This is a genomic window from Niastella soli, assembly GCF_017742245.1.
Classification (GTDB): domain Bacteria; phylum Bacteroidota; class Bacteroidia; order Chitinophagales; family Chitinophagaceae; genus Niastella; species Niastella soli.
On record NZ_JAGHKO010000001.1, the window covers coordinates 1,071,784 to 1,089,068 of the forward strand.

14 protein-coding genes are annotated in these 17,285 nt (G+C 44.3%); 9 read left to right on the top strand and 5 right to left on the bottom strand.

Going from position 1 to position 17,285, the window contains the following annotated elements:
• Positions 1-44: 44 nt before the first annotated feature.
• Positions 45-764, bottom strand: coding sequence for an NUDIX hydrolase (locus J7I42_RS04215; RefSeq protein WP_209137521.1), 720 nt, complete (start codon positions 762-764; stop codon positions 45-47).
• Between the two features lie 512 nt (positions 765-1,276).
• On the opposite strand from J7I42_RS04215, the gene ligA reads away from it, so the two are divergent.
• The 3 genes from ligA (at position 1,277) to J7I42_RS04230 (ending at position 5,253) form a co-directional block, all read left to right on the top strand.
• A complete protein-coding gene (gene ligA, locus J7I42_RS04220) occupies positions 1,277-3,376 on the top strand; it encodes an NAD-dependent DNA ligase LigA (protein ID WP_209137522.1) in 2,100 nt (699 codons plus the stop codon).
• A 68-nt stretch (positions 3,377-3,444) separates the two neighbouring features.
• On the top strand, positions 3,445-4,008 hold the full coding sequence (locus J7I42_RS04225; protein ID WP_081200295.1) for an NUMOD4 domain-containing protein: 564 nt from the start codon (positions 3,445-3,447) through the stop codon (positions 4,006-4,008).
• A gap of 570 nt (positions 4,009-4,578) precedes the next feature.
• The gene (locus J7I42_RS04230) at positions 4,579-5,253 is read left to right on the top strand and encodes a DUF2461 domain-containing protein (RefSeq protein WP_209137523.1); all 675 of its coding nucleotides are present in this window, start codon (positions 4,579-4,581) and stop codon (positions 5,251-5,253) included.
• An 88-nt stretch (positions 5,254-5,341) separates the two neighbouring features.
• Here the strand turns inward: J7I42_RS04230 and J7I42_RS04235 are convergent, their stop codons facing one another.
• Positions 5,342-6,349: an aspartate-semialdehyde dehydrogenase gene (locus tag J7I42_RS04235; protein ID WP_209137524.1), complete on the bottom strand. Its 1,008-nt coding sequence runs from the start codon at positions 6,347-6,349 to the stop codon at positions 5,342-5,344.
• Positions 6,350-6,737: 388 nt separating this feature from the next.
• Here J7I42_RS04235 and J7I42_RS04240 point away from each other — a divergent pair, with 388 nt between their 5' ends.
• Both J7I42_RS04240 and J7I42_RS04245 read left to right on the top strand, forming a co-directional pair.
• On the top strand, positions 6,738-8,468 hold the full coding sequence (locus J7I42_RS04240) for a lamin tail domain-containing protein (protein ID WP_209137525.1): 1,731 nt from the start codon (positions 6,738-6,740) through the stop codon (positions 8,466-8,468).
• A 301-nt stretch (positions 8,469-8,769) separates the two neighbouring features.
• Positions 8,770-8,985: a type II toxin-antitoxin system HicB family antitoxin gene (locus tag J7I42_RS04245; RefSeq protein WP_209137526.1), complete on the top strand. Its 216-nt coding sequence runs from the start codon at positions 8,770-8,772 to the stop codon at positions 8,983-8,985.
• Between the two features lie 79 nt (positions 8,986-9,064).
• On the opposite strand, the gene J7I42_RS04250 is transcribed toward J7I42_RS04245, so the two are convergent.
• Positions 9,065-9,988: a PfkB family carbohydrate kinase gene (locus J7I42_RS04250; protein WP_209137527.1), complete on the bottom strand. Its 924-nt coding sequence runs from the start codon at positions 9,986-9,988 to the stop codon at positions 9,065-9,067.
• 437 nt (positions 9,989-10,425) lie between these two features.
• Here J7I42_RS04250 and J7I42_RS04255 point away from each other — a divergent pair, with 437 nt between their 5' ends.
• Together J7I42_RS04255 and paaE are read left to right on the top strand one after the other, a co-directional pair.
• Entirely contained in the window at positions 10,426-11,025 is a 600-nt protein-coding gene (locus tag J7I42_RS04255; RefSeq protein WP_014222187.1) for a TetR/AcrR family transcriptional regulator, read from the top strand.
• A gap of 24 nt (positions 11,026-11,049) precedes the next feature.
• The gene (gene paaE, locus J7I42_RS04260) at positions 11,050-12,138 is read left to right on the top strand and encodes a 1,2-phenylacetyl-CoA epoxidase subunit PaaE (RefSeq protein WP_209137528.1); all 1,089 of its coding nucleotides are present in this window, start codon (positions 11,050-11,052) and stop codon (positions 12,136-12,138) included.
• Positions 12,139-12,147: 9 nt separating this feature from the next.
• On the opposite strand, the gene J7I42_RS04265 is transcribed toward paaE, so the two are convergent.
• Positions 12,148-12,870: a hypothetical protein gene (locus J7I42_RS04265; RefSeq protein ID WP_209137529.1), complete on the bottom strand. Its 723-nt coding sequence runs from the start codon at positions 12,868-12,870 to the stop codon at positions 12,148-12,150.
• Between the two features lie 91 nt (positions 12,871-12,961).
• Between J7I42_RS04265 and J7I42_RS04270 the strand changes: the two genes are divergently transcribed.
• Positions 12,962-14,008: a nucleoid-associated protein gene (locus J7I42_RS04270; protein ID WP_209137530.1), complete on the top strand. Its 1,047-nt coding sequence runs from the start codon at positions 12,962-12,964 to the stop codon at positions 14,006-14,008.
• A 160-nt stretch (positions 14,009-14,168) separates the two neighbouring features.
• On the opposite strand, the gene J7I42_RS04275 is transcribed toward J7I42_RS04270, so the two are convergent.
• The gene (locus J7I42_RS04275) at positions 14,169-14,594 is read right to left on the bottom strand and encodes a hypothetical protein (protein ID WP_209137531.1); all 426 of its coding nucleotides are present in this window, start codon (positions 14,592-14,594) and stop codon (positions 14,169-14,171) included.
• 214 nt (positions 14,595-14,808) lie between these two features.
• On the opposite strand from J7I42_RS04275, the gene J7I42_RS04280 reads away from it, so the two are divergent.
• Positions 14,809-17,151 carry a family 10 glycosylhydrolase gene (locus J7I42_RS04280; RefSeq protein WP_209137532.1) on the top strand — a complete coding sequence of 781 codons (2,343 nt, stop codon included), beginning with the start codon at positions 14,809-14,811 and terminating at the stop codon, positions 17,149-17,151.
• Positions 17,152-17,285: the final 134 nt, after the last annotated feature.

The following is a 17,285-nucleotide window of genomic DNA, read 5'->3' on the forward strand; positions in this document are numbered from 1 at the left end:
CCAATTTTAAATAAGAAATGTTTTTTATGTTAACCGGGGAGGGGTTATACCGGCATGGGGGTTTGGGTTTTCTTACCGTTAGAGAACCGGGTAGCGTTAAACCGGTAGAGTTTGCCCGGACGGTGGGGAACATCCTGTTCCAGTTCATTCATATCTTCTAACCAGTTCATTAAGAAGAACTTCTTCCTGAAGTTGCGACGGTCCATTTTTACGCCGAGGATGGCTTCGTACAGGTTTTGCAACTCCCGGAGCGAGAACTTTTCAGGTAATAAATTGAAAACAATGGGGTGCTCTTCAATTTTTGATTGCAGTCTTTGCAAACAGGTATCCAGAATGGTCTTATGGTCGAACGCCAGTGTATTGATCTCATTTACCGGATGCCAGTGCAACTCATTGTCGCCAAGCATGGGTTGATGATCTTTGATATTGATCAGCGAATAATAGGCGGTACTGATCACCCGTCCGGCAGGGTGGCGGCTTACCTCGCCAAAAGTAAACACCTGTTCAAGGTATACATCATCAAGACCTGTACGATCTTTCAATACCCGGTAGGAGGCGCTTTCAAGATTTTCATCGGGGCGCACCAGGTCGCCCAATAACGACCACTGGTTATTGAATTCTTCCAGGTCTGATTTAATGAGTAATACTTTCAGCTCGTTTTTATCGAAACCGAAAATTACACAGTCAACCGAAATTGCTATCTGAAAAAACTCGCGGTCTTCAGATCTTAATTGTTGAATGGTTCTTTGCAATGCTGTTCCCATGGCTAATAGCAGATTGTCAGGGTTAAGAAATAGGTGATATAAACATAAAACCTGTCATGAAATTTATAACAGGCAGGTTTGGAAATTTTAGCAAATCACACTTAACCGGTAAAGAAGTCTATTGGCACGCAATTGCATTGTCAATTGCAAAATCAAGCGGGACGCGCCCGCAAGCCGGTTATTATTATTACTGGTAAAGATATATTGATTGTTTCACTCCCGAACGCTTCCAGATTTTTTCCTCCATTTTTTGACCATCATCATGTTTCAAATACCATACCTGTTTGCAAAAGCGTACAATTGCCGCAACTCATTGCCAGTTAATTAGTTTTATAACTGTTAAGGCTAAGGGGACAGTAGCCTTTTTTGAATAAAAGGGGCTATTTTGCCGTCGGATACGTATACAATAATTGATATTTATCAAGACCGTAATCCTTAAAATGGTGACTAAAGGGCCTGTTTTCAAAACAGGGCATTGATTTAACTTCGCATAAAACAGTAATAACATATTTATGTATTCTCCCGACCAAACAAAAGCTTTGCAAAAGCTTACTACCGGTTTAATGGAACAGAACTCGCAAGGTCATATAACCGACAAGGACATTGAGACACTGCGGGATGTACTGCGTTTTCATGAACACCGGTATTACATTATGAACGACCCGCTGGTTGCCGATTTCGAATACGACCAATTATATAAGGCACTCGAAAAGCTGGAAAAGGAGAACCCTGCTTTGCGTACACCCGATTCGCCTACCCAGCGGGTGGCCAAAGAGCTTACCAAGGACTTTCCAACGGTATCGCACCTGGTGCCGATGTTATCGCTCGACAATTCCTATAATGCCGATGACCTTATTGACTTTGACCGCCGGGCAAGAGAACTGGCAAAAGTGGAGGAATTGGAGTATTGCGTTGAACCAAAGTTCGATGGGGCCAGCATTTCCCTCATATTTGAAAAAGACATGCTGGCACGTGGTGCCACCCGGGGTAATGGGGTACAGGGTGATGATATTACGACCAACATAAAACAGATCAGAACGATCCCTTTGTCGGCAGCCATCTCAAAATATGGACTTGAGCAAATAGAGATCAGGGGAGAAGTGTTAATGAGCAAACAAAATTTCAAAAAGTATAATGATCAACTGGCTGAACAAAACCTGGCACCATTGGCCAACCCCCGAAATGCAGCAGCCGGCGCTTTGCGCATAAAAGACCCAAAGGAGGTGAGTAAGCGAAACCTGGAAGCATTCTTATATCAGGTCAGCCATTATACCCAATTACCAGGCAAAGAGGTGGACCCCATTGTGAACACCCACAGCGGTTGTCTGAATATGTTATGGGACCTTGGGTTCCGCAGTCCGGTAAAGGAAAAGAAGGTGTTGAAAGGGATAGAAGCTGTTATTGCCTATTGTAATGAATTTGAACAACAACGCGACGACCTGCCATATGAGATCGACGGCATGGTGATAAAGGTGAATGATATTCACCAACAGGAAGCGCTGGGTATGACCACCCATCATCCCCGCTGGGCCATTGCTTATAAATTCAAGGCTCGCCAGGCTACCAGTAAATTACGGGCAGTTGAATTTCAGGTTGGCCGTACCGGTTCGGTTACGCCTGTGGCCAAGATAGACCCCGTACCAATCGGTGGCGTTACAGTGGGTTCTGTATCATTGTTTAATGAAGAAGTGATCAAAGACAAAGACCTTATGATCGGTGATACCGTATTGGTTGAGCGGGCTGGCGATGTGATCCCTTACATTGTTAAATCATTGCCCGAGTTGAGGAATGGCACTGAACAGCAGATCGTGTTCCCAACCACATGCCCTGTATGTGGAGATAAACTGGAGAAGCCCGAAGAAGAAGCTGTTTGGCGCTGCAGCAACATCAACTGTGAAGCCCAGGTGGTGGAACGGATCATTCACTTCACCGCCAAAGATGCCATGGACATCAGAGGCCTGGGGGAAGCCAATATTCGTAAGTTTTATTCGTTAGGTTTCCTTAAAGACGTACCTGGCATTTATGAGCTGCCTTTTGATAAAATTGGTACGTTAGAAGGATTTGGCAAAAAGAGCATTACCAACCTGCAAACAGCCATTGAAACATCAAAAGCCCAGCCTATACACCGACTGATATTTGCCCTGGGTATCCGTTATGTAGGTGAAACAACAGCAAAAACGCTTGCCCATGAGGTTAAGCACTTGTTAGATCTAAAGGATTACTCGCTCGAAGAACTGCAAAACCTTGAGGATATTGGGCCAAAGGTGGCTGGCAGTGTTCATCAATTTTTCCAAAATCTGGACAATATAGCAACCCTGCAAAAGCTTGAACAGTTGGGACTGAAGCTTAAAAACGACAAAAAAGACCTGGTAACCGGAGGCAACCTGAGCGGTCAAACGTTTTTATTTACAGGCACCTTGCCCACGCTCAAGCGAAGTGATGCGGAAGCGATGGTTGAAACTAACGGAGGCAAGCTGCTGAGCAGCGTTAGCGCCAATTTAACCTATCTGGTAGCGGGAGAAGAGGCAGGAAGTAAGCTCGAAAAGGCCAAAAAGATAACCTCAATCAAGATTATAACCGAAGCCGAATTCCTGTCCCTTATACATCATTGATATGATTCTTATCAATTGTTTGAATTTCACATTTGTTTTTTTGTAACTTTAGCCAAAAGGAAAAGGCGATGATAAAAAAACTCCCCAATGAGGTGTGGAAACCACTGCAGTTTCCAGGCTGGAAACACCTCCGAAAAAAGTATGCGTTATCCTCTATGGGACGCATAGCCAGCTACACAGAAGACGTTGTTGAAGACGGTAAACTCCTTCAAGGTTCTTTAACTACCGGTTACAGAACATTGAATCTCCATCGTCCAGGCAACAACGGTACTTTGTACATTCACCGTGAGATTGCCCGGTTATTTCTGAAAAAAGCTTCACTTAAAAACAAGTATGTGATTCACATCAATCACAATAAGCTTGACAACGCAGTGAAGAACCTGAAATGGGCTACACTGGAAGAAATGATTGAACATCAGCAACACAGCCCGGCCAAGATTGCCTACAAAAAAGTGCAGGCAAACCGCACCGAAGGGCTGAAGCTGAATGCGAAGCAGGTTCAAGGCATAAAAAAGATCCTCAACGACAAGAACCGGAAGATCACCATCAAAAAACTGGCGGAAAAATTTGGCGTCTCCGAGATGACCATGTACCGCATTAAGAGTGGTGAAAACTGGGGCCGGATCAAATAGTGCCCGGTAATTGATGCAGACAAAATAATAAGTGGTGTGACTGTAAAGGCTAGCTTTCACACCACTTATTTTTTTTGGTCCTTCGACTCCGCTCAGGAGTGGTGAGTAGGCTCGCGATATTCGAACCGCACTTTGGCAGCCGACAGAGGGCAATCAGGAATCGATCTTGGCTCAGCCGAGAGCAGTCCTGAATCGGCAATCGGCAATTTGGGACTCGCGAAATTTGAGACTCACTTAATCGTGAAACGGGAAACGTGAAAAAAACAGGGCATCTCACTGCGTTCGATGCAATACCCCTTCGCTGCGCTCAGGAATACACTCACTACTGTTCAGACTAATAATTATCTTGCGGCGCCCAAATTCACTTCCTTCGGTCGCCGAAGCCTTGGCGTAGGTGACCTAATTCCTGTATTTCTCCCGTGTCAACCCCATCAACGTGTTAACCTGTCAACCCTGTCACCTTTCAACCCTATCAACTTCCCCTCGTCAACCTGTCAACCTTATCACCTCTATCAACTATTCCCTGATCAACTGGTCAACTCATCAACTTCCAATCCCTTATCTTTGCCTATGCTACAATCCTCTACATTAAAATTTCTTAAAGACCTCTCCAAGAATAATAACAAGCCATGGTTCGATGCACATCGTAAACAATACGACGAAGCCAAAAAAGACTTTGAAACGTTTATTCAGGCTATTATCGATAAGCATGGTTTAAAAGATGAAACCATACGCGAACAGGAAGCTAAAAAATGTATGTTCCGTATTAACCGCGATGTTCGCTTCTCAAAAGATAAATCTCCTTATAAAAACAATATGGGCGCCAGCATAAACCGCGGCGGCCGTAAATCAATCTTCGCCGGTTATTATTTTCATCTGGAACCGGGCCAAAGTTTTGTAGGTGGCGGTATCTGGATGCCCATGCCCCCTGAGATGAAGAAGGTCAGACAGGAAATTGACTATTGCTTCGATGAGTTTAAGAAGATTGTGCAGACGAAAAAATTCACAACGGTTTATGGCGACCTGTACAAAGAAGAAGGCATTGGATTAAGCCGGGTACCACAAGGTTTCGAAAAAGACAATCCCGCCGCCGAATATTTAAAGTTGAAAAGCTGGATAGCCATGCAGTCTGTAAAAGACAGCGAGCTCACCGTTAAAAATCTTGTTAAGAAAACACTGGTTGCCTTTGAAACACTGCAGCCAATGATACAATTTGTCAATCGCGCGCTCGATACAGCTGAATAACGACGCTAAATGAAGCATGTCAAATGAAAAATGAGGAATGAAAAAGTAACACCTTTAACATTCCTCATTTTTTATTTCTAATATCTTATTACAACAAACCTTTCCCCATCAGGTACTCCGCAATCTGAACCGCATTGGTAGCAGCACCTTTACGCAGGTTATCGCTAACGATCCACATATTGAGGGTATTAGGCTGGGTTTCATCCCTACGTAATCTACCTACAAACACTTCATCTTTTTCATGCGCATCCATAGGCATGGGATATTGCTGGCTGGCTGGGTCATCCACTACAACTACACCGGGGGCTGTTTGTAACAGCTGTTTTACTTCACCCAGTTCATAATCTTTTGAAAACTCAACGTTCACACTTTCGCTATGGCCGCCCATAACCGGAATACGAACGGTGGTGGCAGTTACTCGAATGGCATCATCGCCCATGATCTTTTTGGTTTCATTCACCATTTTCATTTCCTCTTTCGTGTAGCCATTATCGAGGAACACATCGATCTGGGGAATAACGTTCAGGTCAATGGGGTATTTATAAGCCATTGGATATTCGCCATTGGAACCTTTTTCGGCTTTCTGGCGTTCGCCCATCAGCTGGTCAACCGCTTTTTTACCAGTGCCGGTAACACTTTGATAAGTAGATACTACAACACGGTTAATATTATATTTTTTATGCAAAGGTTGCAAAGCCACTACCATTTGAATGGTGGAGCAGTTAGGGTTGGCAATGATCTTATCAGCCGCACTCAATACATGAGCATTTACTTCAGGCACCACTAATTTCTTAGTAGGGTCCATACGCCAGGCCGAAGAGTTGTCAATAACAGTAATACCCGCTTCTGCAAATTTAGGCGCCCACTCCAGTGATGTGCTGCCACCAGCTGAAAACAAGGCCACAGCAGGCTTTGCGGCAATAGCATCTGTCATGCTAACTACTTTGAACTTCTTTCCTTTGTACTCAACTTCTTTACCTACAGACCTTTCAGAGGCTACGGGTAACAATTCTGTAACCGGAAAATTTCGCTCGGCCAATACCTGTAACATTTTGGTACCCACTAAACCGGTGGCACCTACAACCGCAACTTTCATGTTTTGCTCCTTTTGTTTTGTTTTTTGGTTGAACACTCCAGGTTTCAGGCAGGAGTGTTAAAATAAAAAAAGCCTTCCCGTTTTTGGGGAAGGCTCCTGAATATGTTGATATACAAAGTAGTCCTCAACCTTCCCCGTGTATGGAGCTTGTCTTGGTAGTCTTTGTATGTTTCTTTATCATTCGCATTTCGAGGCCCAAAATTAGTCAGCATTTGTTGTATGCCCAAATTTAATTTTTTCCTTCCCCCGTCCGTTTTCGATTCAGGAAGCTTACGATAATATCAATAAATAAAGTTAACCGACAATAAACGGCTCATACTATTAATATACAATAGATTTGACCTCCTTTTAACCTGGCTCTGCTTAGATAGTATTAAATCTATCTATTATGGTGCTACCTGCAATTCAACGTTTGCTGCCAGTATTTGGTTTCCTGCTGGTTACAACCGGTTCTTTTGCCCAACTGCCCAACCGGTTCGATGTGGTTATTGATGAACTGTTGCCCGATCCCACACCACCCGTGCAGTTACCCAATACTGAATTCATTGAACTAAAGAACGTTTCTACAACGGCCTTTAATATACGTAACTGGAAACTGAGCGATGGCACAACAACAGCCACTATTGCTGCCAATTTCATATTGAAACCCGATAGCTTTGTCATTGTTTGTCCAAACAGTGCGGCACCTTTATTTACCCCTTTTGGTGCAACCATTGGCGTAAGCAACTTTCCTTCCCTCAATAACGACATTGATGTTATTGCGCTTTATGCTGCTGATGGCAGATTGATACATGCGGTTGGCTACAACACCAGTTGGTACCAGAATGCGGTTAAAAGCGAGGGCGGCTGGTCATTGGAAATGATCGATACCAGGAATCCGTGTACAGGCATCAATAACTGGAAAGCCAGTTCCAGCAATACGGGTGGTACACCTGGTAAGAAAAACGCCGTGGAAGACAACAACCCCGACGATCAGCCACCGGCCCTTATTAGAACCACTACAACAGACAGCCTCACCATTTCGGCTTTGTTTGAAGAACCGATGGATAGCCTATCTGCGGTATTACCCGAAAACTATACCATCAATAGCGGTATGGCGCATCCAGTCACAGCCAGCATTATTATGCCCCTGTGTACAGAAGTGGTGTTAAAGCTGACAGCACCATTGAATACCCAAACTGTATATGAGTTAACTGCGAACAATGTAAAGGATTGCGCCGGTAACAACATTAACCAACTGAACACCGCCAAAGCAGGTTCACCGGTTATGGCCGAAAGCCTGGCCGTAGTTATTAATGAATTGCTGTTTAACCCGTTGCCCGGTGGTTACGATTATGTGGAAATATATAATCGCAGTAACCAGGTCATCGATCTGAAACAACTCTACCTGGCTACCCGCAATGTAACCCGGCAGTTAACGGGTATTGCACCAATAAGCGCCACTTCGTGGTTATTATTTCCAGGCGAATACCTCGTGTTCACCGAAAACAAATTCTGGCTTCAACAGCAATATCTTGTTAAGGACCCGTCTTTAATTATGGAACTGCCGGCCCTTCCTTCACTACCCGATGATAAAGGCACCATTGTTCTTATGAATATACAAGGCGCTGTCATTGATGAATTGCAATATGAACATAGCTGGCATTTCGGGCTCATCAATAATGAAGAAGGGATTGCGTTGGAACGTCTCAACTATAATCTTGCTACCCAGGATAGATCAAACTGGTCATCGGCAGCTTCTACAGCAGGTTTTGGTACGCCGGGATATCCTAATTCCCAACTTATAGGCGATAGGGAAGTGCAGGGCCAGGTGGTTATAAATCCTGCTGTTTTCTCCCCAGATAATGATGGGTTCAATGATTTTGCAGTAATAGATTATGAATTGGCAGCGCCTGGCTTTGTGGCCAACATCCGCATCTATGATACCAATGGCCGACTGGTGCGCTACCTGGTTCAAAACGCTACACTGTCCGCCACTGGCCGGTTCCGCTGGGATGGACTGGGCGACAAACTAAATAAACTGCCCATCGGCACTTATGTGGTTTTCACTGAACTCTTTAACGGGCAGGGAAAGGTCAAGAAATTTAAGCAGGTAGTTACGCTGGCGAGGAGGTTTTAAAGCCTTTTTTAAAAAGGGCAACACCATTTTAGTCATTATAAAAATCCAGAACAAAATGAGTAAATTTGAGAAATTGATTAGAAAGCTGCTTTCTGGTTTTGCAGATCGAAATATGGAATTTGACGAATTGAAATGTATATTATCTAAATAAGGTTTCGAAGTAAGAATAACAGGCAGTCATCATATATATTTCAAAGAAGGTATTGAAGAGATTATAAATATTCAACCTTCAAACGGAAAAGCCAAACCATACCAGGTAAAGCAGGTAAGAGAATTGATTATTAACTACAAATTAATTTAAATGAAGGAAAGTAAATACGAGATAATTATATACTGGAGCAACGAGGATAATTCCTTTATTGCGGAGGTACCTGAGTTATCGGGCTGTATGGCCGATGGCAATTCTTATATGGAAGCTTTACAAAATGTACAGGTTGTAATAAATGAATGGATTGAAACTGCACTCTCCCTTGGGCGTACTATCCCAGTAGCCAAGGGTAAATTAATGTATGCTTAAATAATTCTTTCAATAAAAAAGCAACCCTCCCGATCATCAGGAGGGTTGCTTTTTTATATTAACTCTTGGGAGTTGTCTTTCAAACCAGTTCAATATCGAAATTCACCAGTTCAACAAATTGTTGAATGCGGTTATCGATGTCAGCACGGGTGATCTCTTTCAGGCGTTGAGGACCAAATTTCTCTACGCAAAAAGAAGCCATCGCCGATCCTACAATAATGCCCGTTTTCATGTTATCGAAAGAAATATCTTTTGTGCGGGCGATATGACCTATAAATCCACCGGCAAAAGTATCGCCGGCGCCTGTGGGGTCAAATACATCTTCGAGTGGCAATGCAGGTGCAAAAAACACCTGGTCGCCATGAAACAACAGGGCGCCATGCTCTCCTTTCTTAATGATCAGGTATTTAGGGCCCATTTTCAGGATTTCCTTGGCAGCCTTAACCAATGAGAACTGTGCGCTCAGTTGACGGGCTTCGCTATCGTTCAGCATCAGTACATCTACTTCTTTCAACACTGCTTCCAGCTCGGGCATAGTGCTTTCCATCCAGAAATTCATGGTATCCATCACGATCAACTTTGGACGGACCTTCATTTGTTTGATCACGCTCATCTGGATCTTGGGATCGAGGTTACCCAGCATCAGGAACTCTGCGCTTTGGTAAGATTCGGGCACCTTTGGATCAAAATCAAGCAATACGTTCAGGTCTGTAACCAGCGTATCGCGGCTGTTCATATCCATATGGTACCGGCCACTCCAGAAAAAGGATTTCTTGTCAGGCACAACCTTAACCCCTTCCATGGTAACCCCTCTTTTCTCCAGCTCCTGCATTTCATCTTTAGGAAAATCGTATCCCACAATAGAGATCTGTTGAATTGGCTGTAGAAAATTGCTGGCCGCATAGGCTACATAAGTAGCAGATCCACCTATAATTAGGTCGGTTTTGGCAAAAGGCGTTTCAATTGCATCAAAGGCCATGGTGCCCACAACGATCAAAGACATAAGCAAATTTTTAACCCCTGTAGCCCACCCCTATCAGGAGGCACCGGGTGGATAGTTAAATTATTAATGAAGGAATTTGGTGAAAGCGCTGCAAATGCCTGCTTCCGGCTGAAAGCGGGTGATTGCGGCGTGCAAACCTACGCGAAATTTTGGATGTGTTGAAACAACCGGCCGGTTTTGGCTGACTATTTATTAACTTGCCGCCATCTTGTTACTTTCGATCGCTGGTTGTTTGTATTACATATATACAGCGCTCAACTACATTAACTACTGCAGCTCTTCCATGGCTGCCATGATTATGACCCGCTTAGGCACTACTGCCCGCTTAGTGTTATTGCCGATTATTCGTTAGTAGGCTAATTTTATTTTTTTACCTGTTATCATATAAATCACGCTAACAATTGTTAGCATTTTATTATCTTTGAACCCCGATTCATATGGCTAAAATTAAAAGGAACAGAAACGGTACACGGAAAGACGTCATCATCGCTAAAGCGGCTAAGCTGTTTCGCGAAAAGGGTTTCAGCGCCACCTCCATGCGCGATCTGGCCGAACATGTAGGCGTAGAGGCTGCCAGCCTGTACAACCACATCAGTTCAAAGGCCGAGATCCTGCAAGAGATCTGTTTTAAAACGGCTAACAATTTCATGTCGCATATTGAGGAAGTTGACGCCAATCCAAATAAGACTGCCATTGAAAAAATTCAGGAAATCCTTCGGTTCCATATAAAGCAGATGCTGGACAACTATGAAGAAGTATACGTAAGCGACCGGGAATGGAAACACCTTACCGACCCTTACTTATCTAACATGCAAAGCCAGCGTAGAGCCTACCGGCAACGCATTGCTTCTGTAATTGAAGAAGGAATTAGAAAGGGAGAAATAAAACCAATTGACGCCCCCACCGCAGTATTGATCATGTTACATGCTGTAAGTGGTATTGAAAGCTGGCACCGCAGTAAAAAGAAAATTGCCGGTGAAGTACTGGAAGACAATATGGTGCAGATCCTGGTTGATGGTCTCCGTAAACAAGCATAGTTTTTCACTTAAATATTCGCCCTTTTGGCTACGCATTTTCATCAATTGACGATTGCAGATATCAGAAAAGAAACACCTGAGTGTATATCCATCGCATTTGAGGTACCTGATGACCTTAAAAACGAATACCTGTTCAAACATGGTCAAAACCTCACGTTACGTACAGTAATTAATAATGAAGAGGTTCGCCGGTCCTATTCTATTTGTAGCTGCCCGGCCGACAATGAATTGCGCGTAGCCATTAAAAAAGCCCCTTACGGTAAATTCTCCAGCTGGGCCAATAATATGCTCAAAAAGGGCGATGTGGTTGAAGTAATGCCGCCTACCGGCACCTTTTTTACTGAACTCAACCCCACCCATAAAAAGAAATACCTGGCCATTGCCGCCGGCAGTGGCATTACACCGGTGATCTCCATTATAAAAACAGTCCTGCTAACCGAGCCCAACAGCTCGTTTACCCTGGTATATGGAAATCAACACCGTACCAGCATTATTTTTAAAGAGCAGCTCGAGGCATTAAAAAATAAATACCTCAACCGCCTGGCCGTTCATTACCTGCTGAGCCGGGAACAAACGGAAGCCGCTATTTATTCGGGCCGCATTACAGAGGAAAAATTATCCCTGCTGAGCGAGAAACTGATCGATGTACAAGGCATGGACGACATCTTTATTTGTGGTCCCGAACAAATGATCTTTACGGCCAAAGGCTGGCTGGAACAACAGGGTATTGAAAAGAAAAAAATTCACTTTGAATTGTTTACCACGCCAGGGGAAAAAACCGAAGGCAGGAGGCAGAGGGCAGAAGGCAGAAATGAAGAAAGCGCTAATGACATAAGCAAGGTCACCGTGAAGCTGGATGGTATTTCCTTTGACTTTCAACTTCCCTACGATGGCGAAACTGTGCTGGAAGCCGCCTTACAAAAAGGCGCCGACCTGCCCTTCTCCTGCAAAGGAGGGGTATGCAGTACCTGCAAGGCCAAACTTCTGGAAGGCAAGGTAGATATGGACACCAACTACGCCCTGGAACAGGAAGAAGTAGACGCCGGTTTCATCCTTACCTGCCAAAGCCACCCACGAAGCGAAAGGATCGTTATTGATTTTGATGTTAAATAAGTTTAATTACTACTGGGAAAACGCTATCTGTTTTCCAGTTTCATCATCATAGTATCCAACTGGCCTATCATTTTTACTGTTCTTTTTGAACACCCGCCAGGCTTTGTGAAATTTTATAGTTTCATGCTTATCCACTATTTCTTTATAAAACCCAAATTCAGCCGAAAAGCAGGTGTCGCTATAGTTAATCCTTACGGAATTACTGTCCAAAGGTAGGTGCCTGTCCAGATTATACGCAAACAGCCGTCTTACCCGCGGTAATGATAAATTGGGAGTAGTATCCAGTTGAGGAGTATACGGACCCAGCGTGCGCTGGTAAAAATCGGGTTCAGGAAGCGTGTCATTATAAAATGCGAATACTCGTTCTGCATTAAAAATTCGCAGATCCCTGGAATACTGATCTACCCGCACCCACTTTCTGTCGCGCTTTGTATAAGGCGGGTAACTATCCTGAATTGTATCGTGCCTAAACTCATAATACCTGAAAATACTATAGTCTATTTTGTTTTTTGAAAACAAGTTGTCGACGATGGCCACATCGGCACCACTGATCGTATGGTCTTTGGCCTTAACATACACTCGCTGAATACATCCATAATCTTCTCCGTCCGGGATCGTATTTTCATCTTTTTCGCAGGAAACTAATACTAACAACGTGACTATCAACGAGGATAGCAGGTATTTTACCATGGCTTTTATTGTATGACAAGCGCATATAGCTATTCGTTGCAAATTGGAAATTATTCACATCTGAAGCCGCCCCGCCAAAATTGTCTGTTTCCATAGCTATCCAACCTTATCTTCGCGGCCTCAAAAACAGGTTATGACCGGAATTGATAGCGTACAGCTGGAACAGGTGATCGTTCATAAAGTGGGTAACCCCTCCCGCGGCGAGGAATTAAAACTTTCCCTAAACCCACTCACCCTGAATGATGAAATGGTAAGAGGCCTGCTTACCAAATATTTCCTGGGGCCCTTTAATGAAAATGAAACTTACCATTTTACCCACCTCAGCGACGTAAATATGAACGAGGTATACGCCTTTGTTCGCAGGATCTTCGAGGAAAGGGAAAGCTTTACCGAGCAATCTGCATTGCTGGCGCAATTCCTGTATAGTAAATCCACCCACGTAAAAGTAAAAGAAGGGGAGTTGTATGTAGTGAAGTTCGACAATGTACCTTATGAGGGTGATTTCATAAGAGCAGTTGGTATCTTCAAATCGGAGACCAAAGAAACCTTTCTGAAAGTATTTCAACATGGCCCAAGCTGGGAAGTGATACAGGAAGAAGGCGTGAACATCAACAAACTCGACAAAGGCTGTCTGATCTTTCATACTAATACCAACGAAGGCTTTAAAGTAAGTATCGTTGATGCTACTAATAAGCAAAACGATGCCCAATACTGGGTCACCGATTTCTTACAGGTAACACCTTATGCCGATGACTATCACAATACGGATAAATACCTCAGCCTGTGCAAGAGCTTTATCACCAATGAATACCCCGAGAAATTCGATGTCTCAAAAAGCGACCAGATAGATATGCTGAACCGCTCTATGGATTACTTTAAAACCAAGGAGAATTTCAGTATTGAAGAGTTTACCAACGAGGTGATCCACCACCAGGAAGTGGTAGATACCTTTATGGATTATAAAAAGAACTTTGAATCGGCCCGCAACTTTGAAATACAGGATGAGTTTGCCATTCACGTTTCGGCGGTAAAACAACAACAACGCGCTTTCAAAACCGTATTAAAGCTCGATAAGAACTTTCACGTCTACATCCATGGCCGGCGCGACCTAATTGAAAAAGGAGTTGATGAAATGACTGGTAAGAAGTATTATAAGTTGTTTTTTGATGAGGAGAGTTAGAAAAAAGACCTGTAAGGTCCATCATTGGGTCTTGCACGATCAGCCTGACGTTTTGGACCTGACAGGTCTGGTTCATCTCAATTAACCCGACCTGTCAGGAGCGCATACACATTCTATAAATTCAAGCTCAAATGGCGCGCCTCACAGGTCTAGGCACAAACTATTTCAAAGCTTTAAAAAAACGTTCCACATCCAACACTTCAGCCGGAGTGAGTGTTTCATTATTGTCGTATTTCGATTTCAAAAACAGCACCCGTTTATGTTCGGGATATTTAGCCAGTATGGCGTCCATTAACTGACCAATCCGTTCATCTTTTTCATACATGGGTTTGGGTGGTGGGGGCGCTGATTTATACCGGGTAGGCCGCTTAAGGATCATCGCTTCCAGGGTGGCCAGTTTGCCATCCGGAATAGATTTTACTTTCAGCGACTTGTTATAGATTCCCTCCAGTTGCTTCTTGCTTAATCCACCGCGTTCCTGGTACTGTTGATACAGGCTTTGCACAAATGTTGAATGGGGTTGTGCAATAAGCAAAGCTTCCAGCACATCCTTCACTACATCTACATCTAATTTCTTCCGATACATATATAATTCAGTTTCCTAATTCATTTTTCAGGTAGGGGTTGCCGTTTTTTGCCCCTACGCAAACGATTGCTTCCGCACCAAAGGTAACCCGTAATATGATGTAATCATTAAATGCAGACCCAGTGCGGCTTTTTGCGGCTATAAAGTCCTGAAATATCGCAAACTTTTGCAACATACACAGTAAATTCGACTACACCTGCTAAAATAACCTACCATGAAACATTTATTAGCTCTTTATTTATCCTGTATGCTTTGCATGGCGGGACTGGCCCAACATGCACCAAAACGAGAATTCAGGGGCGCCTGGATAGCCACGTACACCAATATCGACTGGCCCAATCGCACCCAAACACCGGCTCAGCAACGGGCGGCTTTACTCACCATCCTCGACCACCACAAAGCGACCGGAATAACAGCCTTGTTTATTCAGGTACGCAGTCAGTGCGATGCCCTATATGCCAGCGGCATTGAACCCTGGTCAGCCGATCTTACCGGCACACAGGGCAAAGCTCCTGATCCCAGCTGGGACCCCATGCAATTTGCTATTGAAGAATGCCATAAACGCGGCATCGAATTTCACGCCTGGTTAAATCCATACCGCTCTGCAGGTAACTCAAACAACATTCCCAACTTTGCTGCCAACCACGTTACCAAAACGCATCCTGAGTGGCAGTTAAGTCAGGGCACCCTCAGAATCCTCGATCCCGGGATACCGGCCGTTCGGGATTATGTTACCAGTGTTATCACAGATATTGTACACCGTTATGAGGTAGACGGTATTCATTTCGACGATTATTTTTATCCTTCTCCGCCCGGGTCCGGCGTAACCCCGTTCAACGATGATTCTACTTACAATGCCGATCCCCGTGGTTTTACCGTACGGGCCGACTGGCGCAGAGACAATGTAAACCTGCTGATTGAAAGGGTGTACGACAGCATCAAAGCCATAAAACCGTGGGTAAAATTCGGTGTATCGCCTTCTGGTATCTATCGCAACAGCACCAACCCCGCTATCGGTTCCGCCACCAGCGGACTGGAACATTATACTTCCCTGTATGCAGATACACGTAAGTGGCTTCAAATGGGCTGGCTCGATTACCTGTGCCCACAGGTATATTGGTATATTGGCCAACCCGGTGCCAATTATGGCGTGGTTGTTCCCTGGTGGAATAACAATTCCTTTGGCCGCCACATCTATATCGGGCTGGCTGGTTATAAAGTAAATGATCCCGCGCAGGGCGTTAACTGGGCAAACCCCTCCATGATCCCCAATGAAGTAAGAATGAACCGGTCACTGCCCAATATTTATGGAGAAGCGGTGTATAACACAAACAGTTTACGCAGCACTACCAAATTGGGTTTCCGCGATTCGCTGCGGTTGTTTTTCTATAACAAACCAGCTTTACTTCCCAACATGCCCTGGCGCGACAGCATTGCTCCCGATAAACCGGTCAATGTAACGGCTGTTAAATTTGGCAATGATTCTGTAGTACTTAACTGGAGCAAACCTGTTTCCAGCGATGAATTAAATAAGGCCTGGCAATTTGTTGTCTATCGTTCTACCAATCCGGTAGTTGATACCAGCCTGGCAGAAAATATCCTGTACATCACAACCAACGATACAACCGCGTATACCGACAGAGCTGTTACACCAGACAGCACCTATTATTACGTAGTTACCACCACTGACCGGTTCCATAATGAAAGCGGGGCCTCCAACACGGTTTCCACACTGCCACCGGCCATTGTATGTTTGCCCGATACCATGCTGGTGTTGAACACGGCCTGTTCGGTTGCATTACCTGATTTTACTTCGCAGGTAACCGTGCAGGCTTCGGCTCCCGTTAACCTTACACAAATACCTGCGGCAGGCAGTATTATAAATGGTCAGCAGGATACATTGATCACCCTTATTGCAACGGATGTGGCGGGGAATGCCGACACCTGCACTCTCCATGTAAGAACGGTTGACCATGAGGCGCCGGTGATCGCTGACATAAACGCTTCGCCAGCCACATTATGGCCGCCAAATCATACCATGCGCGATGTTACCATCGATTATACGCTTACTGATAATTGCGGCGCTGTTTCGGCTTCTCTGGCAGTTACCAGCAATGAACCGGCCACTAATTTTGAACCCGACTTTATAGTGGTAGATGAACACCATGTTAAATTGCGCGCAGAGAAATCACACATCAACAAAGACCGGACCTATACCATTTCCATCACGGCCACTGACAGTGCAGGCAATACAAGTACCGCCTCTACTACAGTTACCGTGTCTAACTTCCCTGGTGAAAATGATGGCATCCTGACGGTAAAGGCATATCCCAATCCTTCCCCAGGTCAGTTCATTATTATGACCCTGAGCACCTCACCCAAGGCACTTAGTATTTCCGTAACTGATAATGGTGGTACCCTGATTGAATCAAGGAGTGGATTGCCGGCTACCGGCTTATTCTTCCTGGGCGACCGATATATACCAGGTGTTTATTATTTACAGATAAAACAAGGGAATAGTAAACAAACTATCAAGCTAATCAAACTGGGACATTGATCCTGCTAATAAAAAAGCCATCCTGCAGCGGATGGCTTTTTTAGTTATGTATGCAGATCGCCGGTTCGGGGAGTTAAAAATTAGTCAGACTTTGCGTATAATCGTATTTCACGTTTCACGTTTGACGTTTCACG